At 67.2% G+C, this 22,430-nt stretch carries 20 protein-coding genes; 12 read left to right on the top strand and 8 right to left on the bottom strand.

Features of this window, described 5'->3' with window-relative positions:
* Positions 1 to 143 precede the first annotated feature (143 nt).
* The 6 genes from KF707C_RS12185 (at position 144) to KF707C_RS12160 (ending at position 8,424) form a co-directional block, all read left to right on the top strand.
* On the top strand, positions 144 to 1,094 hold the full coding sequence (locus KF707C_RS12185; RefSeq protein ID WP_003454109.1) for a LysR family transcriptional regulator: 951 nt from the start codon (positions 144 to 146) through the stop codon (positions 1,092 to 1,094).
* A gap of 388 nt (positions 1,095 to 1,482) precedes the next feature.
* Complete coding sequence (locus tag KF707C_RS12180; RefSeq protein WP_003454110.1) at positions 1,483 to 2,802, top strand: NAD(P)/FAD-dependent oxidoreductase; 1,320 nt, start codon at positions 1,483 to 1,485, stop codon at positions 2,800 to 2,802.
* 132 nt (positions 2,803 to 2,934) lie between these two features.
* Positions 2,935 to 4,263 carry an MFS transporter gene (locus KF707C_RS12175; protein ID WP_003454111.1) on the top strand — a complete coding sequence of 443 codons (1,329 nt, stop codon included), beginning with the start codon at positions 2,935 to 2,937 and terminating at the stop codon, positions 4,261 to 4,263.
* A 72-nt stretch (positions 4,264 to 4,335) separates the two neighbouring features.
* Positions 4,336 to 5,247 carry a dihydrodipicolinate synthase family protein gene (locus KF707C_RS12170; RefSeq protein ID WP_003454112.1) on the top strand — a complete coding sequence of 304 codons (912 nt, stop codon included), beginning with the start codon at positions 4,336 to 4,338 and terminating at the stop codon, positions 5,245 to 5,247.
* On the top strand, positions 5,240 to 6,733 hold the full coding sequence (locus KF707C_RS12165) for an aldehyde dehydrogenase (protein WP_003454113.1): 1,494 nt from the start codon (positions 5,240 to 5,242) through the stop codon (positions 6,731 to 6,733). Before KF707C_RS12170 ends, KF707C_RS12165 begins: the two co-directional genes overlap by 8 nt.
* Positions 6,734 to 6,978: 245 nt before the next feature.
* Positions 6,979 to 8,424 carry a SulP family inorganic anion transporter gene (locus KF707C_RS12160; protein ID WP_003454114.1) on the top strand — a complete coding sequence of 482 codons (1,446 nt, stop codon included), beginning with the start codon at positions 6,979 to 6,981 and terminating at the stop codon, positions 8,422 to 8,424.
* A gap of 22 nt (positions 8,425 to 8,446) precedes the next feature.
* Here KF707C_RS12160 and KF707C_RS12155 read toward each other — a convergent pair whose 3' ends face one another.
* Entirely contained in the window at positions 8,447 to 8,755 is a 309-nt protein-coding gene (locus KF707C_RS12155) for a hypothetical protein (RefSeq protein ID WP_003454115.1), read from the bottom strand.
* Between the two features lie 197 nt (positions 8,756 to 8,952).
* On the opposite strand from KF707C_RS12155, the gene thpR reads away from it, so the two are divergent.
* The 3 genes from thpR to KF707C_RS12140 all read left to right on the top strand — a co-directional run bounded on the left by thpR (position 8,953) and on the right by KF707C_RS12140 (position 11,733).
* The gene (gene thpR / locus KF707C_RS12150; protein WP_003454116.1) at positions 8,953 to 9,483 is read left to right on the top strand and encodes an RNA 2',3'-cyclic phosphodiesterase; all 531 of its coding nucleotides are present in this window, start codon (positions 8,953 to 8,955) and stop codon (positions 9,481 to 9,483) included.
* A gap of 212 nt (positions 9,484 to 9,695) precedes the next feature.
* Entirely contained in the window at positions 9,696 to 10,640 is a 945-nt protein-coding gene (locus tag KF707C_RS12145) for a triacylglycerol lipase (protein ID WP_003454117.1), read from the top strand.
* Between the two features lie 55 nt (positions 10,641 to 10,695).
* Positions 10,696 to 11,733 (top strand): lipase secretion chaperone, encoded by a 1,038-nt coding sequence (locus KF707C_RS12140; RefSeq protein WP_003454118.1) that lies wholly within the window; start codon positions 10,696 to 10,698, stop codon positions 11,731 to 11,733.
* Between the two features lie 49 nt (positions 11,734 to 11,782).
* Here the strand turns inward: KF707C_RS12140 and KF707C_RS12135 are convergent, their stop codons facing one another.
* On the bottom strand, positions 11,783 to 12,217 hold the full coding sequence (locus tag KF707C_RS12135; protein ID WP_003454119.1) for a DoxX family protein: 435 nt from the start codon (positions 12,215 to 12,217) through the stop codon (positions 11,783 to 11,785).
* Positions 12,218 to 12,318: 101 nt separating this feature from the next.
* Entirely contained in the window at positions 12,319 to 13,737 is a 1,419-nt protein-coding gene (locus tag KF707C_RS12130) for an MltF family protein (protein ID WP_003454120.1), read from the bottom strand.
* 214 nt (positions 13,738 to 13,951) lie between these two features.
* Here KF707C_RS12130 and KF707C_RS12125 point away from each other — a divergent pair, with 214 nt between their 5' ends.
* From KF707C_RS12125 to KF707C_RS12115, 3 genes are all read left to right on the top strand, one after another.
* Positions 13,952 to 14,758: a TatD family hydrolase gene (locus tag KF707C_RS12125; protein ID WP_003454121.1), complete on the top strand. Its 807-nt coding sequence runs from the start codon at positions 13,952 to 13,954 to the stop codon at positions 14,756 to 14,758.
* A gap of 106 nt (positions 14,759 to 14,864) precedes the next feature.
* The gene (locus KF707C_RS12120) at positions 14,865 to 16,346 is read left to right on the top strand and encodes a methyl-accepting chemotaxis protein (RefSeq protein ID WP_003454123.1); all 1,482 of its coding nucleotides are present in this window, start codon (positions 14,865 to 14,867) and stop codon (positions 16,344 to 16,346) included.
* A 108-nt stretch (positions 16,347 to 16,454) separates the two neighbouring features.
* The gene (locus tag KF707C_RS12115; RefSeq protein ID WP_003454125.1) at positions 16,455 to 16,811 is read left to right on the top strand and encodes an Mpo1-like protein; all 357 of its coding nucleotides are present in this window, start codon (positions 16,455 to 16,457) and stop codon (positions 16,809 to 16,811) included.
* A 22-nt stretch (positions 16,812 to 16,833) separates the two neighbouring features.
* On the opposite strand, the gene KF707C_RS12110 is transcribed toward KF707C_RS12115, so the two are convergent.
* The 5 genes from KF707C_RS12110 to KF707C_RS12090 form a co-directional block, all read right to left on the bottom strand.
* Complete coding sequence (locus KF707C_RS12110; RefSeq protein ID WP_003454127.1) at positions 16,834 to 17,631, bottom strand: acyl-CoA thioesterase; 798 nt, start codon at positions 17,629 to 17,631, stop codon at positions 16,834 to 16,836.
* A gap of 118 nt (positions 17,632 to 17,749) precedes the next feature.
* A complete protein-coding gene (locus tag KF707C_RS12105; protein WP_003454129.1) occupies positions 17,750 to 18,511 on the bottom strand; it encodes a CHAD domain-containing protein in 762 nt (253 codons plus the stop codon).
* A 56-nt stretch (positions 18,512 to 18,567) separates the two neighbouring features.
* Positions 18,568 to 20,553 carry a transglutaminase TgpA family protein gene (locus KF707C_RS12100; RefSeq protein ID WP_003454131.1) on the bottom strand — a complete coding sequence of 662 codons (1,986 nt, stop codon included), beginning with the start codon at positions 20,551 to 20,553 and terminating at the stop codon, positions 18,568 to 18,570.
* The gene (locus tag KF707C_RS12095) at positions 20,550 to 21,497 is read right to left on the bottom strand and encodes a DUF58 domain-containing protein (RefSeq protein ID WP_003454133.1); all 948 of its coding nucleotides are present in this window, start codon (positions 21,495 to 21,497) and stop codon (positions 20,550 to 20,552) included. The genes KF707C_RS12100 and KF707C_RS12095 overlap by 4 nt, the downstream gene beginning before the upstream one ends.
* Positions 21,497 to 22,414: an AAA family ATPase gene (locus KF707C_RS12090; RefSeq protein ID WP_003454135.1), complete on the bottom strand. Its 918-nt coding sequence runs from the start codon at positions 22,412 to 22,414 to the stop codon at positions 21,497 to 21,499. Before KF707C_RS12090 ends, KF707C_RS12095 begins: the two co-directional genes overlap by 1 nt.
* Positions 22,415 to 22,430 lie beyond the last annotated feature (16 nt).

The raw sequence follows: 22,430 nt of genomic DNA, 5'->3' as shown, positions 1-22,430 counted from the left end.
GGCTATCTGCATGGGCGCCCTTTCGGATAACCTCGAACCCGCAGCTGAGCCGCCCCGCCGCGATTGCAGCAGGTCGCAGTCTAGGGCGATGCCACCAATGGACAGAACCGACTTTTTATTCAGGATCTTGATTACTTCCCGTTATGGTTAAACACACCGAACCCGATCAGACCCTGGTCAAGATGCCGTCGCTTCGCGCCGTGAAATCCTTTGTCGCGGCAGCCAAGTACCAGAACTTCACCCGCGCGGCCGAAGCCCTCTGCGTGACCCAGGCGGCCATCAGCCGACAGATTCGCGAGCTGGAGGGTTACCTGGGGGCCGAGCTGTTCAAGCGCGAGGGCCGCGCAGTGGAACTCACGGCGGCCGGCTCGATTTTCTTCGATGCCGTGCAGCTGTCGTTCGTCAACATCTCCCAGGCGGCCGAGCGCATCCGCAACAAGACCACGACCCGGCGCGTGCTGACCCTGTGCTGCTCACCGGCGTTCTCGGCGCACTGGCTGGCCCCGAGATTGCCGGGCTTCTTCAGCGCGAACCCGGACGTCGACCTCAACCTGATCACCACGCAGAATTTCCTGTCCATGGAGCCCGGCGTGCGCCCCGATATCTTCGTCACCAAGATGGCCAGGATTCGCGAGGGCTACCGCAGCTACCCCCTGATGCACGACGTGATCTATCCGGTCTGTACGCCGAAATACCTCGAGGAGCACCCGGAGATCCGCACGCTGGAAGGCCTGCGCGACACCGTGCTGCTGAATCTCAGCCCCTACGGTCGTTCGCAGGTCGCCGAACATGTCGACTGGAAGGTCTGGCTGGCATTCAACGATATCGATCTGGAGGCACGCCCCTCCAACGGACCGCATTTCTTCAACGCCAACGACTACACCCTGCTCATCCAGATGGTCCGCAATGACCAGGGTGTCGCGCTCGGCTGGGACCACCTGGTGGGCCAACTCGTCGATCAGGGCGTGCTGGTTCGGCCGGTCGAGCAGGAACTGGTACTCAAGGACGCCCTGCACTACCTGACCTTCAACGAAGAGAAAGAAGATGACGAGGCCTGCTGCCGACTGCGTGACTGGCTGATTGCACAACTCTGATGACCTGCCGTTATCGTTTCCCCGCATTATTTGTCAATCAACTCGATTTGAATTCACTGATATATTCGACTGCCGATATTTATATTCTTCCCAACAAAAAACCCGCCCAGTGCGGGTTTTTTAGTTTCCGCCAGCGACTCGACAATCCATAACCTCCGATCATCGATTGCCTTCCCTAAATGTTGCTTGTTGGCGACCTCGGCCTGTCATTAATCTTCTTTCCGACCCTATCAAAAGGGTGCCGCCCATAGTCGATGACACTTATATCCCTGTCATCCAGGAAGTTTGCCCATGGCAACTCAACCGTACCAATGAAGTAACTGTACGGATGAGTCATCTCGCCAGCGAGATGCTGAATAAGCTGAAATAAGAAAGTTAGGTCGATGAAATGACAAAGATCACGTCTTTACCTGCCGACGACAAGACCTGTGGCTGGTATCACCTCAGCAAGCCCCGGCAACCAAGACCTGGCCATCAGGGCAAGAGCGCCGCACGCTGGGTCGTAGTCGGTGCGGGCTTCACCGGCCTGGCCGCCGCCCGGCAACTGGCGCTGAATTTTCCCAATGACGAAATCATTCTCGTCGAGGCCCAGGAAGTCGGCTTCGGCACCTCCGGCCGCAACGCCGGCTTCGCCATCGACCTGCCTCACGATATCGGCGCCGAGGATTACATCGGCGATATCGACACCGCGAAGATCAGCCTGAAACTCAATCTCACCGGACAGTCGTTGCTCAAGGATCTGGTGGAGCGCCACGACATCGATTGCCAGATGAAAGCCTGCGGCAAGTACCAGGCGGCCATCGAAGACCGGGGCATCGCCGTGCTGGAGGCCTATCGGCGCGGCCTGGACAAGCTGGGCCAGGCCTATGAAATGATCGAGGCCGACGAGTTGCCCGCGCACATCGGCACGCATTTCTACCGCAAGGCCCTGTTCACCCCCGGGACGGTGCTGATCCAACCCTCGGCGCTGGTCAAGGGGCTGGCCGACAGCCTCCCGAGCAATGTCAGCCTCTACGAGAACACGCCGATCACCGACGTCGAGTACGGCGAGAAGATCGTCCTCAGCCACGCCTTCGGGAGCATCACCGCCGACAAGCTGGTGCTCACCACCAACGCCTTCGGCATGAGCTTCGGCTTTCTCAAGGGCCGCATGCTCCCCATCTTCACCTACGCCAGCATCACCCGCCCGCTCGATGCCGAGGAGCAGGCCCGCCTGGGCGGCAAGCCGTTCTGGGGCGTGATCCCCGCCGACCCGTTCGGCACCACGGTGCGCCGCACGCCGGACAACCGCCTGCTGATCCGCAACAGCTTCAGCTTCAACCCCGATGGGCGCAGCAACCGGAAGTACCTCGAGCGTTTCGTCAATCGCCACCGCGCTTCGTTCGACAGCCGCTTCCCGATGCTGCCCGGCGTCGACTTCGAATACACCTGGGGAGGCGCCCTGGCGCTGTCGCGAAACCACATGGGCTACTTCGGCAAGCTGGCCGAGCATGTCTATGGCGCGCTCTGCTGCAACGGCCTCGGCGTGACCCGCGGAACCGTCACCGGAAAACTGCTGGCCGACTGGTTGGCCGGCGAAAGGAACGAGCTCATCGACTTCCTGCTGAACGCGCCCGGGCCGAACCTCAACCCGCCGGAACCCCTGCTTTCAGTTGGCGTGAACCTGAATCTCAAGTGGGGACAGTATCGGGCCGGAAAGGAAAGCTGATCACTCATAGACCGGTTAATACCGCCACATTCGATTCAGGCGTTTTTTCGAAACCTGGTGCTGAAGGATGTTCAGCGTACGGATCGGTTCGGCCTGAATTCATGCAGTTACCCAGTAAGCCAGGAGAAAATAATGACAATTCCTAGTACGTCGGTCGAAGACGTTCCCATCAACGGCTTTCACAAGCTGTTGACCCTTCGATCGGGCGGCGGGTCGTTCGTTGACGGTTATGTGCTGAGCATCATCGGCGTGGTCATGGTTCAGGTGACCGAGGCGATGAGCCTCAGCAGCTTCTGGCAGGGCCTGATCGCAGCCTCGGCATTGATCGGGATCTTCTTCGGCGGCTTCCTCGGTGGCTGGCTGAGCGACCGATTCGGGCGCAAGCGCGTGTTCTTCGTCGGACCGATCCTGTTCATGCTCGCCTCCCTCGCCCAGTACTGGGTCGAGTCCGCCCAGGGCCTGTTCGCGCTGCGGTTCATCATCGGTGTGGCCGTGGGCATCGAGTATCCGGTGGCCACGGCCCTGCTGGTGGAATTCCTCCCGAGGAAGTACCGCGGCCCCCGCCTGGCGACCCTGACCATCCTCTGGTTCGCCGGCGCGGCGGCCGCCTACGTGGTGGGCGAGATCATCCTGCGCAGCGGTGGCCAGGACGCCTGGCGCCTGGTGCTGGCCAGCGCCGTAGTGGTCGGCGCCGTGCTCTTCGCGCTGCGCCTGGGCACCCCCGAGTCGCCACGCTGGCTGCTGAGCAAGGGCCGCGAGGCGGAAGCCGAACGGGTCATCCGGCAGGTGTACGGCCCTGAATTCTCCCTCCGCAACCTGCCCGAGCAGCGGGAACGGAAAACGCTCTCCTTCTGGAGCCTGCTCCACTCCGGATACGGCAAGCGCATGCTGTTCGTCACCGCCTTCTGGACCTGCTCGGTGATCCCGGTGTTCGCGGTCTACGCCTTCGCCACCACGGTGCTGCAGGCCCTGAACCTCAAGGGGGACTGGGCGTCCTTCGGCTCGGTGGCGATCACCCTGCTGTTCGTGCTGGGCTGCGTCATCGCGACCCGCCTGATCAACACCGTCGGCCGTCGCAGCATGCTGATCCACAGCTTCCTCTGGTCGGGCCTGGCCCTGCTCGGACTGGGTGCGTACCACACCGCCTCGGAGTCGCTGATCCTGGTCCTGTTCGGCACCTACGCCCTCTTCATCGGCGGTGCGCAGGTGCTCACCCTGGTCTACCCGAACGAGCTCTTCCCCACCGAGATCCGCACTTTCGCGGTCGGTGTCGGCACTTCGCTGTCGCGGATCGGAGCGGCGGTGGGCACCTACCTCGTGCCCGTCTCCCTGCAGAGCTTCGGCATCGCCCCGACCATGTATGCCGCCGCGATCGTGACGTTGGTCGGCCTGCTGTTCGCGCTGGCCCTGGCCCCGGAAACCCGCTCGCTCAACCTGCAGCAGGCCGCTTCCCTGACCTGAAAACGATCCGCCGCCCCGGCACGAACCGGGGCCCGGCCTACATCCAACCTTCAACACCCTGGAGAATGCATCGTGAACTTTGACGGTATCTTCACCCCGGCCATCACCCCCCTGACCGCAGAGGGCGCCATCGACAAACCGGCGTTTGCGCAAGTCCTGGAACACCTGATCGAATCGAAGGTTCACGGCATCGTCATCGGCGGCTCCACGGGCGAGTACTACGCCCACACCGCCCAGGAGCGCTTCGACCTCGCCGCCCAGGCCAAGGACGTGATCAATGGCCGCCTGCCCCTGGTGGTCGGCACCGGCGCCGTCCGCACCGAGGAATCGGTGGCCTACGCCGAACATGCCAAGGCCATCAAGGCCGACGCCATCCTGGTCGGCTCGCCGCCCTACGCCCTGCCTACCCAGAAGGAAATCGCCACCCACGTCCTGGCCGTGGACCGCGCAGCCGGCCTGCCGATCATGCTCTACAACTACCCCGCCCGCATGGGCGTCGGCATGGGCGACGAGTTCTTCGCCGAGGTGGCTGGCTGCAAGAACATTGTGGCCATCAAGGAAAGCTCGGGCGACACCGCCCGCCTTCACCGCCTGGCCGTGCAGCACCCTGACATCGCCCTGTCCTGCGGCTGGGATGATCTGGCCCTGGAATTCTTCGCCTGGGGCGCCCGCAGCTGGGTGTGCGCCGGCTCCAACTTCATTCCCCGTGAGCATGTGGCCCTGTACGAGGCCTGCGTGCTCGAGAAGGACTTCGACAAAGGCCGCCGCATCATGGCCGAACTGATGCCGCTGATGGACTTCCTCGAAAGCGGCAAGTTCGTGCAGTCCATCAAGCAGGGCTGCGAGCTGGTCGGCCTGCGCGCCGGCGGCGTGCGCGCACCGATGCAGCCGCTGGAAAGCGAAGAGAAACAGGCGCTGCAGGAGGTCCTGTCCGTCCTCAAGCGCAACATCGCGAAGATCACCGAGGGTTCCCACCATGGCTGAGTTGCTGAGCAAGGCGCAGTACGCGGAAATCGCCGCGAAACTGGAATTCCGTACCCAGGCCTTCATCGACGGTGAATTCCGCGATGCGCTGTCGGGCCGTACCTTCGTCACCACCAACCCGGCCACCGGCGAGCGCCTGGCCGAGGTCGCCGCGTGCGACGCGGAGGATGTCGATGTGGCCGTGGCCGCCGCCAAGCGGGCGTTCGACGACGGCCGCTGGTCGAAGCTGCAGCCCGGCGAGCGCAAGCACATCCTGCTCCGCTTCGCCCAGCTGCTGGAAGACAACGCCCATGAACTGGCGGTGCTCGAATCCCTGGACAGCGGCAAGCCGGTCAGCGAATGCCAGAACGTCGACGTGCCGGAAACCATCCATACCCTGCGCTGGCACGCCGAGCTGATCGACAAGATCTACGACAGCACCGCCCCCACGGGCAATGCGGCCGTGACCATGGTGGTGCGCGAAGCCATCGGCGTGGTCGGCCTGGTGCTGCCGTGGAACTTCCCGCTGCTGATGCTGGCCTGGAAGATCGGCCCCTCGCTGGCGGCCGGTTGCTCCATCGTGGTCAAGCCGGCCAAGGAAACCACCCTCAGCGCCCTGCGCGTGGTGGAGCTGGCCCATGAAGCGGGCATTCCCGCCGGTGTGTTCAACCTCGTCCCGGGTGGCGGACGTGAGGTGGGCGAGGCCATCGGCCGCCACATGGACATCCCCATGGTCAGCTTCACCGGCTCCACCGATACCGGCCGGCTGTTCCTGAAGTACGCCGCCGAGTCCAACCTCAAGCGCATCGTGCTGGAACTGGGCGGCAAGAACCCCGCGGTGGTCATGAACGACTGCGAGAACCTGGACGAAGTCGCCCAGTTCGTCACCGCCGGCGCCTTCTGGAACATGGGCGAGAACTGCTCGGCGTCCTCGCGCCTGATCGTCCATGAGGACGTCAAGGACGAGTTGCTTGCGCTGATCGCCAAGCACCTCAAGGACTGGAAACTCGGCGACCCGCTGGACCCGGACAACCGTCTGGGGGCAATGGTCAGCAAATCGCACTTCGAGAAGGTCCGCTCCTACCTGACCTACGCCACCGAGCAGAAGCTCGACGTCGTGCTGGGCGGCGAGACCGATTCGGGCGTGTTCGTGCAGCCGACCATCGTCGACGGCGTGGCCCGTGACAGCCGCCTGTTCATCGAGGAGATCTTCGGCCCGGTGCTCAGCGTCACCAGCTTCTCGACTATCGACGAGGCGATCGAACTGGCCAACGACACCGTCTACGGCCTGGCCGCGTCGGCCTACACCGGCAGCCTGCGCAATGCCCTGCGCCTGTCGCGGGAGATCCGTGCCGGCGTGGTGACCGTCAACTGCTTCGGCGAAGGCGACGCCTCCACGCCCTTCGGTGGCTACAAGGAGTCCGGCTTCGGTGGGCGCGACAAGTCGATCTGGGCCCATGACCAGTACACCGAGCTGAAGACCATCTGGATCAACGCCTCCGCCTGACCGATGGATTGAGCGACCCGCCCCGGCCACCGCCCCACGTGCGGTGGTTGAGCCGGGTCGCTTTTCGTTTTACCGCCCCCGCGCCGCCCATCCCCGCCTGAGGGCCCCGGCGGACCCGACCCGGTCGCTGCCGCTGGCGAGCGTTACGGGCGCCGGACTGGCCGGATCCCCTCCACGTCCGTAGAATTCTCCCCCCGCTTTTCCGTCTCACCCGCCAGCGCCGCTGGCCCAGCCCTGGATCACCGATGAAACCAGCCCGCCTCCGTGCCGATGTCCTGGCCGGACTGACCACGTCCTTCGCCCTCGTGCCCGAGTGCATCGCCTTCGCCCTGGTCGCCCACCTCAACCCGCTGATGGGCCTCTACGGAGCCTTCATCATCTGCACCCTCACCGCGCTGTTCGGCGGACGTCCGGGGATGGTCTCCGGCGCCGCCGGTTCCATGGCGGTGGTGATAGTCGCCCTGGTGGTGCAGCACGGCGTGCAGTACCTCTTGGCCACGGTGCTGCTGGGTGGCCTGATCATGGTGGCCTTCGGGCTGTTGCGCCTCGGCAAGCTGGTGCGGATGGTGCCTTACCCGGTGATGCTCGGCTTCGTCAACGGCCTGGCGATCATCATCGCCCTGGCGCAGCTGGAGCACTTCAAGGAAGGGGAAACCTGGCTGAGCGGCACCCCGCTCTACCTGATGCTCGGCCTGGTGGCCCTGACCATGGGGGTGGTCTACCTGCTGCCGCGCCTGACCCGCGCCGTGCCGCCGGCGCTGGTGGCGATCCTCGGCGTGGGCCTGCTGGTCTACCTGCTGCAGCTGCCGACGCGGACCCTGGGTGACATGGCCCACATCGCCGGCGGCCTGCCGACGTTCGCCCTGCCGGACATTCCCTGGAACCTGGAGACCCTGGCCATCATCGCCCCCTACGCCATCCTCATGGCGCTGGTGGGCCTTTTGGAAACCCTGCTGACCCTGAACCTCACCGACGAAATCACCGAAAGCCGCGGCTACCCCGACCGCGAATGCGTGGCCCTGGGCGCGGCCAACATGGTCTCCGGCGCCTTCGGTGGCATGGGCGGCTGCGCCATGATCGGCCAGACCGTGATCAACCTCGGCTCCGGCGGCCGGGGACGCCTTTCCGGCATCGTCGCCGGGGTGATGGTCCTGCTCTTCGTGCTCTTTCTCTCGCCGCTGATCGAGCGCATTCCGCTGGCGGCGCTGGTGGGGGTGATGTTCGTGGTGGCCCAGCAGACCTTCGCCTGGGGTTCGCTGCGGGTGGCCGGCAAGGTGCCGATGAGCGATGTGCTGGTGATCGTCGCGGTGACGGTGATCACGGTGTTCACCGACCTGGCCACCGCCGTGCTCTGCGGCATCGTCATCGCCGCGCTGAACTTCGCCTGGCACCATGCCCGCGAACTCTACGCCGACACCCATGCCGAGCCCGATGGCAGCAAGCTGTACCGGGTCCACGGCACCCTGTTCTTCGCCTCCACCACGCCCTTCCTCAACCAGTTCGACCCGGCGGGCGACCCGGCCCAGGTGACGCTGGACTGCCAGCACCTGAGCTTCGTCGACTACTCCGCCATCGCCGCGCTGAAGACCCTGCGGGAGCGCTACACCAGGGCCGGCAAGCACCTGCGGGTGGTGCACCTGTCGGAGCGCTGCCGGACCCTGCTCAGGCGCGCCGGCGAACAGCAGGGCTGAGTCCTGGCCTGGGAACGGCCCCTCAACGGCGGGTGATCAGCCCCTGGCGGGCGACCCGCACCAGTTCCGCGATGGTCGCCGGCGCCGCCTCGGCGCTGGGGGCCTGGATCACCGCCATGTCGAAGCTGCCGGTGCCGAAACGGGACAGGGACTCGCCTTCGCGAACGAACTGGATCAGGAAATTGCGTGGCTGGTGCCAGCGCTTGGGCCAGCCTTCGAGGTAACGCAGCAGCGTCGGCTGGTGGGAACCGCCAAGGAGGATGCGGGGATTGCGCAGGACGAGCCCGGAGGTGATGGGCGCGAGTCTCAGCAGGGGTTGGGGACAGGTCATGGTGTCGTGTCTCCGCCTCATTGGATCCCGCTGGGCAGCGGTGAGAGGCGACACCGAACCAGCGCTTTAGCGGTAATTCGAAGCCTGTGAAGACTTCCGCGCCCCGCAAGTAGCTGACTAAATCGGCGCATGGGGCGGCATCCTAGAGAAGCCCGCGCAATACTGTCAAGGCGACCGTCGACACTCCGGGGCTCCCCATGACCACACCGCCGCTGCGCCTGTTCTTCGCCCTTCCCTGCCCCGCACAACTGACTGGCGACATCACCGCCTGGCGCGCCGGCGTGGCCCTGGAGGGCAAGCCCGTTGCGCCCGAGAACCTCCACCTCACCCTCGCTTTTCTCGGGGCCCAGCCCCGGGGCCAGATCGAACCCCTCGCCGCCCTGGCGGCCAGCCTCACCCCCGCGTCCTTCATCCTGCGCCTGGACCGCCTGGCCCGCTGGAAGAACGGCCTGCTGCACCTGGCACCCGGCACGCTGCCGCCCGAGCTGGTCGACCTGGAACGACAACTGCGGCAACGCCTGCTCGCCGCTGGATTCAGCCTGGAAAGCCGCGCCTTCAAACCTCACCTGACCCTCGCCCGGCACTGCACGAAACTGCCCGGGACGCCCAGCCCGACCTTTGATTGGCCGGTCAGCGAATTTGCCCTGTTCGTCTCGGAAAACACCGCGAAAGGCACTCGATATCGGGTTCTCGGACAGTGGCCATTGCGGCCCCAGGCCCCAACCTGACGTTTCGCCCCGTAACAGAAAACTGGCGACCATCTTCCGGTGAACGGTTGTAAACATCCGCGAAAACCCCATCCCAGAGCGATCATTTCCAACACATCGGCGCTGGCATGGTTCCTGCCTTCCGCCCTGCTTGAAGTGCACGCCCAGGACGGGCGTGGCCACGCCAGGGAATGCAGTCAGGCCCTCCCCATGCACACCATTCGAGAGCGCACATGAAGAACAACAAGACCCTGCTCGCCCTCTGTCTTGCCGCCGGCATCGCCACCTCGGAACAGGCCCACGCCCTGTGGTTCGGTTCCAGTGGCTACACCCAGACCCGCTACCCCATCGTCCTCACCCACGGCATGCTGGGCTTCGACAGCCTGCTCGGCGTCGACTACTGGTACGGCATCCCCTCCGCCCTGCGCCGCGATGGTGCCCGGGTCTATGTCACCGAAGTCAGCCAGCTCAACACCTCCGAGGCCCGTGGCGAGGAGTTGCTGGAGCAGGTGGAGGAGATAGTCGCCATCAGCGGCAGCCCCAAGGTCAACCTGGTGGGCCACAGCCACGGCGGCCCCACCATCCGCTACGTGGCTGCGGTGCGGCCGGACCTGGTGGCCTCGGTGACCAGTGTCGGCGCGCCCCACAAGGGCTCGGCGACCGCCGATTTCATCCGCCAGGTACCCCCGGGATCGGCGGGAGAAACCCTGCTGGCGGGGATAGTCAATGGCCTCGGCGCCCTGATCAATTTCCTCTCGGGCAGCAGCAGCACCGAGCCGCAGAATGCCCTGGGCACACTGGAATCCCTCAACAGCGAGGGCGCGGCGGCCTTCAACGCGCGCTTCCCCCAGGGCGTGCCGACCACCGCCTGCGGTGAAGGGGCCTATCAGGTGAACGGCGTTCGCTACTACTCCTGGAGCGGCACCAGCCCGCTGACCAACGCGCTGGACGTCAGCGACCTGCTACTCGGCGCCAGCTCCCTCACCTTCAACGGCGAAGCCAACGACGGCCTGGTGGGCCGCTGCAGCTCGCACCTGGGCAAGGTGATCCGCGACGACTACCGGATGAACCACCTGGACGAGGTGAACCAGACCCTGGGCCTGACCAGCCTGTTCGAGACCGACCCGGTGACGGTCTATCGTCAACAGGCCAACCGCCTGAAGAACGACGGCCTCTGAGTCCGCGCGGGGCCCGCCGGCCCCGCCCTCCGTCCCCCGCACCGGAACCCGTCCCGTGAAACGACTCCTGCTGCTCCTGCCCATCGCCTTCGCCGGCGCCCTGGCCATCCTCCTGCGCGGGGGCGGCGAGCCGGCGCCCGCCGCCGCCGCATTGTCGCAACCGGCGGACGCCTCGGTGGCGCAGGCTCCTCCGCCACAGACGCGGGCCCCGGCGGCGCCCGTCGCTGCCGCAGCGGCTCCCGCCCCCACTCGCACCCCGCTACCGGCCTCCCTCGCCGGCACCGAGGTGGATGGCCGATTCCACCTCGACGCGGCCGGCAACCTGCTGGTGACCGAGGACATCCGTCGCCTGTTCGACTACTTCCTCAGCACCCTGGGCGAGGAATCCCTGGCGGGCAGCGTGCAGCGCCTGCGGGACCATATCGCCGGGCGACTGGATGCCCCCGCCGAAGGACAGGCCCTGGCGCTGCTGGGGCAGTACCTGGACTACAAGCGTCAACTGGCGCAATTGGAACGTGACCTGCCGCTGCTGGCCGACCTGGACGCGCTTCGCCAGCGCGAAGTCGCGGTACAGGCGTTGCGGGCGCGCATCTTCAGCGCCGACGCCCATCAAGCCTTCTTCGCCAGCGAGGAGGCCTATAACGCCTTCACCCTGCAGCGCCTGGCGATCCAGCGGGACGCCCGCCTCGATCCGGCCGCCAAGGCCGCCGCCATCGACCAGCTGCGCGCCGCCCTGCCGGAGCCTCTTCAGGCCGCCGTGGCCAGCCAGTTGCAAGCCGAACTCCGCGCCCAGGTCGGCGCACTCCAGGCCGCCGGCGGCAGCCCGGAGCAGGTCAGGCAACTTCGCCGGCAACTGGTCGGGGCGGAAGCTGCGGCGCGGCTGGAAACCCTGGACCGGCAACGCCTGCAGTGGCAGCAAAGGCTTCAGGCCTACCTGAAGGAAAAAGGGCGCATCGAGGCCAGCGAGGGCCTCAGCGACAGCGACAAGGCCGCCGCCATCGCGCGATTGCAGGAGGACGGTTTCAGCCCCCAGGAGCGCTTGCGCCTGCGGGCCGCCGCCGAGCTGGTGCAGGCCAGGAAGGCCAACCCCTAGAACGCGAAAAGGCCTGCAGAGCAGGCCTTTTTCCTGGATGCGGAGCGCGTCACTTCGCCAGGTTGCTGTCCAGGGACAGCTTGCCGGCACCCTCGATCAGCAGGGTGGCGCTGATCAGGCCGAGAATCAGGGCGTACTCGTAGCCACCGTTGGTGATGAAGAAACCGCTGGCCCAGTGCACGCTGAAGATCGCCACCACCATGGCCACGACCAGCGACAGCGCGGCGGGACGCACCAGCAGGCCGATCACCAGGGCCAGGCCGCCGAAGAACTCGGCGCTGCCGGCCATCAGGGCCATCAGGTAGCCGGGGGCGAGGCCGATGCTTTCCATCCACTGCCCAGTGCCCGTCAGGCCATAACCGCCGAACATGCCGAACAACTTCTGCGCACCGTGGGCCATGAAGGTCAGGCCGGTGACGACCCGCAGCAGGGTGATGCCATAGCCGGCGTTGGTGGCGAGAACGGATTTGATCGGGGAGCTCATCGAGGTGTTCCTTGTGTTGTGGGAGTCGATGGACAGAAGCTTAGTAGAATTTTTAGATATTAAAATCGCAAAAATCTCAGCGAATATATCTATTTAATCGATTATTTACGGGCCTTACCGGCCTTTTTCGAAGGCTCCAGTAGATAACGCTCGCGGTCGAAGGCCAGGTAGTACTTGTTCACCGCATTGACATAGCTCACCACGCCCATACCCACCTGCTCGGCGGCGATGCGCTCCACCTGGAAGAACCACTGGTTGGGATCGAGGCCCCGCCGGCGCGCCTCGGCCCGCATGCCCTGGACCCGCTGCGGCCCGAGGTTGTACGCGGCCAGCACGAAGGCCATGCGCTCGCGCTCATCCAGTTGGCGGCTGGAGAAGAAACTGCGGCGCAGCATGGCCAGGTACCTGGCCGAAGCCTGCACGTTGTTGTCGAGCTTCTGGATATTGCCGACCCCCACGCTACGGGCCGCGCCCGGGGTGATCTGCATCAGTCCGGTGGCACCGCCCGAGCCCCGGGCATTGGGGTTGAAGCTGGATTCCTTGTAGGCCAGCGCGGCGAGGCTGAGCCAGTCGAAACGGTGCTCCTCGGCGTAGCGCTGCAGCACGGGACGGACACGCTCCAGGCGCTGCCGCTCGGCCCGGGCCAGGGGATTGTGGACCTTGTAGAGGCGGCGATAGACCCGCTGGAAGACCGCGTCCTGGTCGGCGGGAACCCGGTAGCCGGCGATGAAGCGATCGACACTGGCGCGCAAGGTGGGGGCGTCCCGGCGCACGAACCAGGTCATGTCGCCCTGCTTGTCCAGCACCAGGTGACGGTCCACCCGCAGCCGGGGCATGACCTTGGCCCAGCGGTCGGCGATGGGCTGCTCCACCACGGTCAGCGGGAAGATGCCGGCATGGACCATCTCCAGAACGTCCTCCACGGCCAGCGAGGGGTCGACCCACTCCACCAGGATGGGCGCCTTCTTCTTCGCCACCAGTCCCTGGTTGACCTTGCGCACCGCCTCGCCGGCGGCGCTGCCGGCCGGAAGGGCCACGCTGCGTCCCGACAGCTGTTCGAGGCCCTGGTAACGGCGCTGGCCCTGGCGACTCACCAGCACCAGGGGCACGTCCTTGCGCAAGGGGGCGCTGGCGCTCACCCGGGTGCCGCCCTGGCCCATCAGTTCACCGGGCGCCACCAGATCGCCCTCGCCCCGCTGCAGCGCGGCGAGCAACTGGTCCTTGGCCCGGGGAATGATCTTCAACTGGATTTCACGCCCGTCGCGGGCGTTGCGATTGAGGTACTGCTGGAAGGCGCGGATGCGGTGATACTCCACCCCAACCGACTCGCCCTTGACCTGCCCGGAACTGTTGCGGCTCTGGTTCACCAGCACCTTGAGCACGCCGCTGCGGCGGATCTGCGCCAGGTCGCGCGCCTCCACCGGCTGCTGCCAGACCTCCGGCGCCCCTCCCAGGCGCGCGCTGGCCGGCAAGGGCAGCAGCGCCAGGAGGCAGAGGAGGATCAGCAGCGGTCGCGTCATCGGTTATCCAGGAACATGGCCGGGTGGTAGCGCATCGTCAAAGGGCCGCCCCTGGTTGGCCGGGGGGCGCGGAGCGTGTCATAGCTTCGCCTGCGATGCCAGCCAAAGCGTGGTATCGACTTCAACATATGCCGCCAAGTTCCTGTAAATGTTGGATTTTTTTTAATCATTTCGGGCTTTGTTATGCTGCCCGTCCCCAACCCGAGGTAGCACGATGCAACTCATCGACATCGGCGTCAATCTGACCCACCCCAGTCTTGCCCGCGACGCACGCGCCCTGCTGGAACGCGCGGAAGCCGCCGGCGTCCGCCAGATGGTGCTGACCGGCACCAACCTCGAAGACAGCGAAAAAGCCCTGCTGGCGGCCGAAGAACTGGACGAAAGCGGCCTGCGATTGTTCAGCACCGCCGGCGTCCACCCCCATGAGGCCAGCAGTTGGAATGCCGACAGCCAGCAGCAGCTGCGCGCCCTGCTGACCGCATCCCGGGTCAGGGCCGTCGGTGAATGCGGCCTGGACTTCAATCGCGATTTCTCGCCGCGTCCCCTGCAGGAAAAGGCGCTGGAGGACCAACTGGCCCTGGCCGTGGAAACCGGCAAGCCGGTGTTCCTGCATGAGCGCGACGCCGACGAGCGGTTGCTGGCCATCGTCCGCGATTACCGCGACCAGTTGAGCGCGGCCGTGGTCCACTGCTTCACCGGCGAGAAACGCGCCCTCTACGCCTACCTGGACCTCGACCTGCACATCGGCATCACCGGCTGGATCTGCGACGAGCGCCGTGGCACCCACCTGCATCCGCTGGTGCGGGACATTCCCCGGGGCCGACTGATGCTGGAAAGCGACGCGCCCTATCTGCTGCCGCGCAGCCTGCGCCCCAAGCCCAGGCACGGCCACAACGAACCGGCCTTCCTCACCGAAGTGCTGCGGGAAGTGGCGCTGCACCGGGGCGAAAGCCCGGAGGTGCTGGCGGCTCATACCACCGCCTGCGCCCGGGCCTTCTTCGACCTTCCACCCCTCGACTGACGCTTCGGTCAAAGTTGCCTCTTGATTCGGATCAAAATCGGCAGGACATTTCTGTCAGAAAATAATGGCACCTTGCCAATACCGTATCGGACACAAGAAGAACGCCATGGGTAACTGGATCCGCGATATCTCCCTGAAATACAAGTTCTGGGCCGTCAACGCCGTGGCCTTTCTCACCACCTTGCTGCTGGTGCTCCATGCGCTCTCCCTGGAGCAGCAGGGCCGCGCCGACGACGCACGCAACGCCGCGCAGGCCCAGGCCCGGTTGCTCGAGGCCTGGCCCGCCGGCCAGGCCCTGCCGGCCTCGTCCCAGGTGCAGGTATTCGCCAGTGGCGGCGCCCCGCAGCTCGAGGCGGGCCAGACCCTGGCCCGCGCCAGCGGCTGGGTCGCGCTGGACCATGACAGGCTGTTCGGCCGCGACCCGGTGATTGGCGCCCAGGTGTTCGATCGCGCCGGGGGCCAGCGCGTCGCGGTGCTGGCCAGGGCGCCAAGCCTCAGCCAGGTGTTCAGCGAACGCTTCTTCGATTACGCGGCGTCCGTCTTCCTGCTGATGGTGGCCCTGCTGGCGGCCTCGCAACTGCTGATCCGCTTCCTGCTCAGCCACCTGAACACCCTCAAGGATGTGATGCTCCATGTGGAGCGCAGCGGCGACCTGGCGGCCCGCGTCCCCCTGGACAGCCGTGACGAGGTGGGCCAGATGGCCGGCGCCTTCAACGCCATGCAGGCAGGCTACGAGCGCGTGGTGAGCACCGTGGCCCAGGCCGTCGCCCGCCTTGACGAGGGCGCCGCGCGCCTCGCCAGCAGCATGGGCGAGGTGCGCCAGGGCATGCTCGGCCAGCAGAGCGAGACCGACCAGGCCGCCACCGCCATCAACGAAATGTCCGCCACCGTCCACCACATCGCCCAGCATGCGGCCGACACCCGCGACCAGTCGCAGAACGCCGACAAGCTGGCCGGCGAGGGCCAGGTGGTGGTGGAGCGGGTCGAGAGCTCCATCGCCGGCCTGTCGTCCGGCGTCCAGCAGACCGCCGAAATGATCCAGCGCCTGGCCGAGGACAGCCAGAAGATCAGCGGCGTGGTGAACGTCATCCACGGCATCGCCGAGCAGACCAACCTGCTGGCCCTCAACGCCGCCATCGAGGCCGCCCGCGCTGGCGAGATGGGCCGTGGCTTCGCCGTGGTGGCGGACGAAGTGCGCAACCTGGCCCGCCGGGTGCAGGATTCCACCGACGAGATCACCTCCATGATCAACACCCTGCAGGCCGGCACCCGCGACGCCGTGGAGTTCATGCGGGAAAGCTCCCTCAAGGCCGACGACTGCGTCCAGGCCGCCCATGACGCCGGCACCGCCCTGGCTGCCATCACCGGGGCCGTGGCGCAGATGCGCGAGAGCAATACCCAGATCGCCGTGGCCGCCGAGCAGCAGAGCCAGGTGGCCGAGGAAATGACCCGCGCCGTGGTGGGCATCCGCGACGTCACCGAGCTCACCGTCAGCCAGACCGTGGAATCCGCCAGCACCAGCACCCAGCTGGCGGAGCTGGCCAGCGAGTTGTCCCACGCCATCCGCCAGCTGAAACTGCGCGCCTGAGGGGGCCGGAGAACCCTCGCCAACGGCTATCCGCGCCATAGACAGATGCCATTCGCCGGCCCGCAAGGGCCGGACTAGACTTCGGGCATTTCTTCAAGGAGCGGTGTCATGGGCAAACGACTTCCCAACCTTCACGCCTGGCAGTGGCGGACCTACTCCGACAACCACCAGCATCCGACCAACCTCATCCTGCACATCATCGCGGTGCCGATCTTCATCGTCGCCGCGCTGACCCTGGTCAACGGACTCTTCACCTTCAGCTTCCGCCCCCTGGTACTGGGCGTCATCGGCCTCCTCGCCTCCCTGGCGCTGCAGGCCCAGGGCCACAAACTCGAAGCCGTGCAGCCGGAACCCTTCAGCGGCCGCAAGGACGCCATCGGCCGGCTGCTGGTGGAGCAGTTCGTGACCTTCCCGCGCTTCGTGCTCAGCGGACGCTGGTGGCGCAACTGGCGCCAGCGGAAGTAAGGCTTCCGGTGGCGCCGGTGCCCTAGCCGAACACCACCACCGTCTGCCGGCTGATGGCCACCAGCGCCCCGTCCGGGGTCCAGAGGGCGGCGGCGGCATGGCCATAGCCATCGCGGGCGTGCTCGATGCGGGCGCGGTAGCGGCACCAGTCGAAGCTGTCCAGGCGGGGCACCGGCTGGACGAACTCGATGGTCCAGGTCAGGGTGCTGCCCGGCGCCGGGGATGCCAGATGAGGCACGGTGGCCGGTGGCCAGGCATCCACCAGGGCCAGCAGGTGCGCCTCGGACAGGGGCTCGCGCTCGCTATCGCCGCGAAAACGCACCCAGCCGCCCAGCTCGCGCTCACGACTGTTGGAGTACGGCAGCCCGCCGACGGCCCAGCGCATGGCCAGGTGGCGGGTGAACTCCGGCATCACGCCGGGGACGAAGGGCAGTTCGACGCAATCCTCCACCGGCTTGAAGTCTGGGGCCGGCTCGGCATCCACCTGGATCGCGGACGCTCGCCCGCTACCGAAGCTGCCCTGAAGAATGGCCACCACCTGCCCCTTCTGCACCACGCGGCAGGCCATCTGGCACACCGCCTTGCCCTCTCGCAGCCGCTCCGCCTCGAAGCTCGCCGGCACCTCAGGCTCCAGGGGGCCGACGAAGGTGATGGCCAGGGAACGCACCGGCCGGCCGGGCTCCACCCTGGCCGCCATGGCCTCGTAGGCCAACGCCGCCACCAGGCCACCGAAGACGGCGCGCCCCTGCCCCCAACTGGCGGGGATCACTATGGCCTCGGCATTGCCACGCGCCGCCTGGATCAGTTCGGAAAAATTCATCGCATATCCCTGTCATCAAAGGCCCGAGGCGCGATCTTAGGGCATCGCGTCACCGCCTCGAAAGCGCCGTCGCAGGGCTGCCGCGCCAAGCAGAAGGGGATTTGCGCCAGGGGCCGAATCAGCCCAATCGCCGTTGCAGTTTCTCCAGCACCCGGTCCGCCCGGACCTCGCTGGCGTGCAGGGCCACCTGCCAGGCGCGCACGCGGGGTTGCAGGTCGGGCTCCTGTGCGGCGCGGGCCAGCCATTGGTAACGGTCGTGCCATTTGCCCAGGGCGGCCTGCGCCCCCAGGAGCAGGCGCCGGGTCTTGGGCGGCAGGTCGATGAAGTCCGGGTAGACCTCCTGGCCATAACGCAGGCGCTTGATCAGCAGGCGCAGGCGGTGGCGGTCATGGGCGGGGTCGCGCAGCGCCTCCATCAGGCGCTTGCGGGTCTTCGCCAGGGCCTTGCCGATCGCCTTCTCCATGCCCTTGAGCAGCCCTTCCCGCTGGGAGATCCGCATCAGCTGCGGCCAGGCGTCCAGGACCTGGAACAGCCGGGGCAGCTCGGGCCCTTCCAGCAACTGGCGATAACCCTGCTGCAAGGCGCGTTCGCGGCCGGCCGCCAGGCGCTCCAGGCCGTGGCGGCTCAGCTCCAGGTTCAGCACTTCCAGGTCACGCAAGGGGCCGCTGCGACGCGCCACCTCCGCCGCCGCCTCCCCCAGCACATCCGCCACGGGCAGCCCTCGGAAGGGTCGCAGCAGGCTGCGCAGGCGCCGGGTGGCGACCCGCAGGTCATGCAGGGCCTCTGCATCGGTGCGCGCATCCAGACGCAGGGTGCAAGCCCGCAGGCGTACTTCGAGGGCGATGACCTCGGCGATCAGGTCATCCAGCAATGCGGCCATCTTCAGGCTCTCCCGGCAACGGGCCCGCAGGGCGGGCCGAACTTACAAAGCATGGATTATCCGCGACTGGCGCGCAGACGCCAGGGCAAGGCACGGCGTAATTCACGCAACAGGGTCGCCGGGTCCGCCCCGCCATGGGCGGAATAGCGGCTGGCCTCGAAGGCGGCGAGGAAAGCACGGATCTGCGCCGCCTGGCGCGGCAGCTCGCGACTGGCGCGCTCGGCGAAGTCCCGTGGCCCCTCGCCCCGGCCCCGAGCCACGCCATGGCGTGCCAACAGGCGCTCGAAGTGCTGGAACTGGCGCAACTGGGGGTCGCGTTCCCGCCGCCAGGGCGCGAACAGGAACAGCGCCAGCACCGCCATGGACAACGCGCCCGCCGCCACCAGGCCGAGCCCCAGCATGCGGCCGTCCAGCTCGCCGAACCAGCGCCGGGCGAGTTGCGACTGCAGCTCACCCTGGTAGCCCAGGACCCAACGCTGCCAGCCGTAATTGACGTTGTCCCAGGCCAGGCGAACCTGGTTCAGCCAGGCCAGTTGCCGGTAGCGCAGCGGCGAGAGGGGTGAGCCTTCGAGGAAGCTGGCCTCGTTGGCCACCGCCTCCTCCAGGCCACGCTCGATGCGGTTGGGCGCGACCTGGAAGGTGGGGTCGACGCTGATCCAGCCCTTGCCCGGCAGCCAGTACTCCACCCAGGCATGGGCGTCGAACTGGTGGACCAGCACATAGTTGCCCGCCGGGTTGAGCTCGCCGCCCTGGTAGCCGGCCACCACCCGCGCGGGGATACCGGCCGCCCGTAGCAGGAAGGTCATTGCCCCGGCGTAGTGGGCGCAGAAACCACGCCGGCTGTCGAAGAGAAAGGCGTCGATGCTGTCGGCGCCCAGGGGCGGTGGCCGCAGGGTGTAGACATAGGGCTCGCGGTTGAAATGGCTCAGCAGGCTGTCCACCAGTCGCTGGGGATCGGCATGGCGCTGCCTGAGCTCGGCGGCCCAGGCGCGGCTGCGGGGATCGCCGCCCTCGGGCAACTGCAGGGCGCGGCGCAGGGCGGCGGGATCGCCCTGGGGCTCGCGGATCGCCTGGGGCCAGGAGGTCACCTCATAGAGCAGCGAGCGGTCCACCGGCCGGCGTCGCTCCAGGCGGAAATCGGCCCTGGGCCGCACGTCGCGCTCCGGGGTCTGCCCCACGTCGAGGGCGAAGAGCCAGGGTCGACCGCTGGGCTGCATGACGATGCTGTAGCGCAAGGGCTCGCCCTGCCTGACCCACTGGGCCGGAGCGCCGTGCTGGGCACCCAGGGACTGGGACCAGCGTCGTCCATCGAAGCGTTCCAGGGTCAGGGCGCGCCAGTAGAGCTGGGCCTGGGGCGGGATCGGGCCCTCGAAACTGGCGCGGAAGGCCAGTTCGCCGGACTGGCTGAGTTCGGCGATATCCGCCGGACTCATGGTGTCCGACAGTCCGGTGACGCCCTTGTCGTTGGGCAGCGGCAACGACCAGAGCGGACCCAGGCGCGGGAAGAACAGGAACAGCAGGATCATCAGCGGCACGGCCTGCAGCAGGAGTGCGGAGGCGGCCTTCAGCGGCACCAGCGGACGCGCGGCGAACCGGCTCTGTTGCAGGCCGACCAGGGCCGCCAGCAGCGCGCAGAGGGGCAACAGGCTGTAGAGGGCGGCCAGCATGCCGTCGTTGAACAGGTAGGCGGTGACCTGGGTGAAGAAGCCCAGGAGGATCAGCACCAGGGCGTCGCGCTGGCTGCGCAGTTCCACCAGCTTGAGGATGAACACCGCCACCAGCAGCACCACGGCGGCCTCCAGCCCCACCAGGGTGCCCCGGGAGAAGAACACGCCGAGGGCCACCGCCAGGATCAGGCCGGCCTTGACCAGGGCGCCGGGGAAACGCGCGCGCATGCGGTAGATCTGCACCCGCCAGGCGGCGCATCCCAGCCACATGGCGACTATCCAGTACGGCAGGTGCGGGATGTGCGGCAGGATCACCAGCACCTGGGCCACCAGCAGCCAGCCGAGGCCGATCCGGGTGATGGGCTGGGCAGTCATTGCCCGCCTCCGAACAGCGCCAGGGCGCGCAGGCAGGCCTCGCGGTGGACGTCACCGCTGTCCGGCGGCACCTCCTGCGCCCCCAGGCGCAGGCCGAAGGGCTGGCCACGGGCGGAGAACTGCAGCACCCAGTGGCAGAGCAGGCCCAGGCGGCGTTCCAGGTCGCCGTCCAGTTGCGCCAGGTCCAGCCAGACGTCGCGGCCAGCCAGCGCGGCGAACTCCTTGACGAACAATCCCTGCCCCCGGGAATAGGCCTTCCAGTGCAGGCGGCGCCGGGAATCGCCGGGCTGGTAGCTGCGCAGGCCCTGGTAATCGTCGGCGCCGGCGCCCAGGGCCAGCGCGCCCTCCTCGCCCTGATCGTCGCCGGAGCCGGGCTGCAGCGGCAGGTCGCCTTCCAGCGGTCGCGGATAGACCAGCAGCGCCTGGTCCAGGTCCACCCAGCTCCAGGCCACCAGCAGCCCCACGGGGAACCGGCTCTCCACCCGCAGGCGCCGGGGCCGCAGCCAGCCGCGCCGCTGGGTGGGCAGGTGCAGTTCCAGGTCGGCGGCGCCATTGGCGGGCACGTCGGCCAACTGCAACGGCTGCGGCGGCCAGCCGACGGCGATGGCCTGGTGCTCGCGTCCGCCGCTTTCCAGGGTGACCCGGAAATGCGCCTGCTCGCCGAGGAACACCGGCGCGCAGCCCCCGGCCTTGAGCCTGAGCCCGCCGAGGTTGCGGTAGGTATGGAGAATGGCCACCAGGAAGACCGAGAGCAGGAGGAAGGTCAGGGCGTAGGCCAGGCTGTTTTGGTAGTTGATGGCCACCAGCAGCATGGGAACCAGGGCGACGCCGAACGCCAGGCCGGCGCGGGTGGGCAGGATGAAGATGCGTCGCTGGTCCAGGCGCACCTGGCTGGCGGGCGGGATGCGACGGGCCAGCCAGCGGTCCCAACGGGCCTGGAGCATCAGACCGCCGGCACTTCGCGCAGCAGCCACTGCACCAGGGCGCCGCCGCCGTGGCCGGAGGGGTCGGCGCGCTCCCGCAGTCGGTGTCCCACCACCGCCGGCAGCACCGCCTGCACGTCCTCGGGAATGACGTAGTCACGCCCGGCCAGCAACGCCCAGGCCCGGGCGGCCGACAGCAGCGCCAGGCTGGCCCGGGGCGACAGCCCCCAGGCGAACTGCGGCTGGCTGCGCGTGGCGTCCACCAGCCGCAGCACGTAGTCCACCAGGGCATCGCGAGCGACCACCTTGGGCACCTCGGCCTGGATCAGGCCCAGCTCGGCATGGGTGAAGATGGGTTCCAGGCGCGGCAGCAATTCCCGCCGCGCCTCGCCCTGGAGCAGCGCCTTCTCCGCCGCTCGCGCCGGGTAGCCGAGGGACAGGCGCATGAGGAAGCGGTCCAGCTGGGATTCCGGCAGGGCGAAGGTGCCGCCCTGGCTCACGGGGTTCTGGGTGGCGATGACGAAGAAGGGCTCCGGCAGCGGCCGGGTGGCACCCTCGATGGTCACCTGCCCCTCCTCCATGGCCTCCAGCAGCGCACTCTGGCTCTTGGGGGTGGCGCGGTTGATCTCGTCCGCCAGCACCAGCTCGGCGAACACCGGACCCGGGTGGAAGACGAACTGGCCGCTGTCCTTGTCGAACACCGAGGTGCCGAGGATGTCCCCGGGCAGCAGGTCGGAGGTGAACTGGATGCGCTGAAAGCTCAGCCCCAGCACCTTGGCCAGGGCGTGCCCCAGGGTGGTCTTGCCCATGCCGGGCAGGTCTTCGATCAGCAGGTGTCCACGGGCCAGCAGGCAGGCCAGGGCCAGGCGGACCTGGGTTTCCTTGCCCAAAAGGACCTGGTTGACGGCGTTCAGGCAGGCATCCAGTTTGGTTCGCATTCGTCGCTCCCTGTGC

The sequence above is a fragment of the Pseudomonas furukawaii genome (assembly GCF_002355475.1).
Classification (GTDB): Bacteria; Pseudomonadota; Gammaproteobacteria; order Pseudomonadales; family Pseudomonadaceae; genus Metapseudomonas; species Metapseudomonas furukawaii.
This window is presented reverse-complemented; position numbering and strand designations above follow the sequence as displayed.

Excerpts from the sequence above, each read along its gene's own strand:
- KF707C_RS12165 (WP_003454113.1), top strand. The coding sequence starts at position 5,240 with ATGGCTGAGTTGCTGAGCAAGGCGCAGTACGCGGAAATCGCCGCGAAA.
- thpR (WP_003454116.1), top strand. The coding sequence starts at position 8,953 with ATGACCACACCGCCGCTGCGCCTGTTCTTCGCCCTTCCCTGCCCCGCA.
- KF707C_RS12090 (WP_003454135.1), bottom strand. The coding sequence starts at position 22,414 with ATGCGAACCAAACTGGATGCCTGCCTGAACGCCGTCAACCAGGTCCTT.
- KF707C_RS12095 (WP_003454133.1), bottom strand. The coding sequence starts at position 21,497 with ATGCTCCAGGCCCGTTGGGACCGCTGGCTGGCCCGTCGCATCCCGCCC.
- KF707C_RS12115 (WP_003454125.1), top strand. The coding sequence starts at position 16,455 with ATGGGCAAACGACTTCCCAACCTTCACGCCTGGCAGTGGCGGACCTAC.
- KF707C_RS12145 (WP_003454117.1), top strand. The coding sequence starts at position 9,696 with ATGAAGAACAACAAGACCCTGCTCGCCCTCTGTCTTGCCGCCGGCATC.
- KF707C_RS12160 (WP_003454114.1), top strand. The coding sequence starts at position 6,979 with ATGAAACCAGCCCGCCTCCGTGCCGATGTCCTGGCCGGACTGACCACG.
- KF707C_RS12100 (WP_003454131.1), bottom strand. The coding sequence starts at position 20,553 with ATGACTGCCCAGCCCATCACCCGGATCGGCCTCGGCTGGCTGCTGGTG.
- KF707C_RS12125 (WP_003454121.1), top strand. The coding sequence starts at position 13,952 with ATGCAACTCATCGACATCGGCGTCAATCTGACCCACCCCAGTCTTGCC.
- KF707C_RS12135 (WP_003454119.1), bottom strand. The coding sequence starts at position 12,217 with ATGAGCTCCCCGATCAAATCCGTTCTCGCCACCAACGCCGGCTATGGC.
- KF707C_RS12175 (WP_003454111.1), top strand. The coding sequence starts at position 2,935 with ATGACAATTCCTAGTACGTCGGTCGAAGACGTTCCCATCAACGGCTTT.
- KF707C_RS12120 (WP_003454123.1), top strand. The coding sequence starts at position 14,865 with ATGGGTAACTGGATCCGCGATATCTCCCTGAAATACAAGTTCTGGGCC.
- KF707C_RS12155 (WP_003454115.1), bottom strand. The coding sequence starts at position 8,755 with ATGACCTGTCCCCAACCCCTGCTGAGACTCGCGCCCATCACCTCCGGG.
- KF707C_RS12130 (WP_003454120.1), bottom strand. The coding sequence starts at position 13,737 with ATGACGCGACCGCTGCTGATCCTCCTCTGCCTCCTGGCGCTGCTGCCC.
- KF707C_RS12185 (WP_003454109.1), top strand. The coding sequence starts at position 144 with ATGGTTAAACACACCGAACCCGATCAGACCCTGGTCAAGATGCCGTCG.
- KF707C_RS12105 (WP_003454129.1), bottom strand. The coding sequence starts at position 18,511 with ATGGCCGCATTGCTGGATGACCTGATCGCCGAGGTCATCGCCCTCGAA.
- KF707C_RS12110 (WP_003454127.1), bottom strand. The coding sequence starts at position 17,631 with ATGAATTTTTCCGAACTGATCCAGGCGGCGCGTGGCAATGCCGAGGCC.
- KF707C_RS12180 (WP_003454110.1), top strand. The coding sequence starts at position 1,483 with ATGACAAAGATCACGTCTTTACCTGCCGACGACAAGACCTGTGGCTGG.